This window comes from Streptomyces sp. S6 (genome assembly GCF_054880855.1).
Window position 1 is genome coordinate 1 of sequence record NZ_JBTYMC010000655.1, and the last position, 1,295, is coordinate 1,295.

Annotated in this window: 1 protein-coding gene; it reads left to right on the plus strand. The window is 74.4% G+C overall.

Features of this window, described 5'->3' with window-relative positions; all coding sequences use genetic code 11:
- On the plus strand, window positions 1-1,295 hold a 1,295-nt coding region (locus ACVNF4_RS36190; RefSeq protein WP_461807058.1), incomplete at both ends, for an acyl-CoA dehydrogenase family protein.

The following is a 1,295-nucleotide window of genomic DNA, read 5'->3' on the forward strand; positions in this document are numbered from 1 at the left end:
GTCCGGGCGCTGGGCCGCCGCGCGGGCGGCGTCGAGGCGCAGGAGTGGGGCGAGCTGGCCAACCGCCACGAACCGGCCCTGCGCACCCACGACCGCTACGGCCACCGCGTGGACGAGGTCGACTTCCACCCGGCCTGGCACGCCCTCATGGACGTCGCCGTCACCGAGGGCCTCGCCGGCTCCGCGTGGGCGGACGACCGCCCCGGCGCGCACGTCGCGCGCACGGCGGGCGGCCTGGTGTGGAACCACACGGAGGCGGGCCACGGCTGCCCGGTCTCGATGACGTACGCCGCCGTCCCCGCCCTGCGCCACCAGCCGGACCTGGCGAAGGTGTACGAGCCGCTGCTCACCGCGCGCGAGTACGACCCCGGCCTGCGGGTCCCCACCGGGAAGCGCGGCCTCCTCGCGGGCATGGGCATGACCGAGAAGCAGGGCGGTTCCGACGTCCGGACGAACACGACGTCCGCCGCGCCGACCGCCGAACCCGGCGTGTACACCCTGCGCGGGCACAAGTGGTTCACGTCGGCCCCGATGAGCGACGTCTTCCTGGTGCTGGCGCAGGCCCCCGGCGGGCTGTCCTGCTTCCTCGTCCCGCGCGTCCTGCCCGACGGCACCCGCAACCCGTTCCGTGTCCAGCGCCTCAAGGACAAGCTCGGCAACCGCTCCAACGCGTCCTCGGAGCCGGAGTTCGACGGCACACTCGCGTGGCTGGTCGGGCCGGAGGGGCAGGGCGTCAAAACCATCATCGACATGGTCAACTGCACGCGCCTGGACTGTGTGACGGCAACGGCGACGCTGATGCGCAAGACCCTCGTCGAGGCGGGCCACCACGTCCGCCACCGCACCGCGTTCGGCGCCCGACTGGTGGACCAGCCCCTCATGCGCAACGTCCTGGCCGACCTCGCGCTGGAGTCGGAGGCGGCGACGACGCTCACGCTGCGGCTCGCGGGAGCGGCCGACCGCGCGATGCGCGGGGACGCCGGGGAGCGGGCCTTCCGGCGGATCGCGACGGCCGTCGGCAAGTACTGGGTGACCAAGAGGGGACCCGCGTTCACGGCGGAGGCCCTGGAGTGCCTGGGCGGCAACGGGTACGTCGAGGACTCCGGGATGCCCCGCCACTACCGGGAGGCACCCCTGCTGTCGATCTGGGAGGGCTCGGGCAACGTCAACGCGCTGGACGTGCTGCGCGCGCTGACCCGGGACGCGGCCACCCGGGAGGCGTACTTCGCCGAACTCGCCCCCACGCGCGGGGCGGACGCCCGGCTCGACGCGGCGCACGCGCGCGTGGAGCGTCT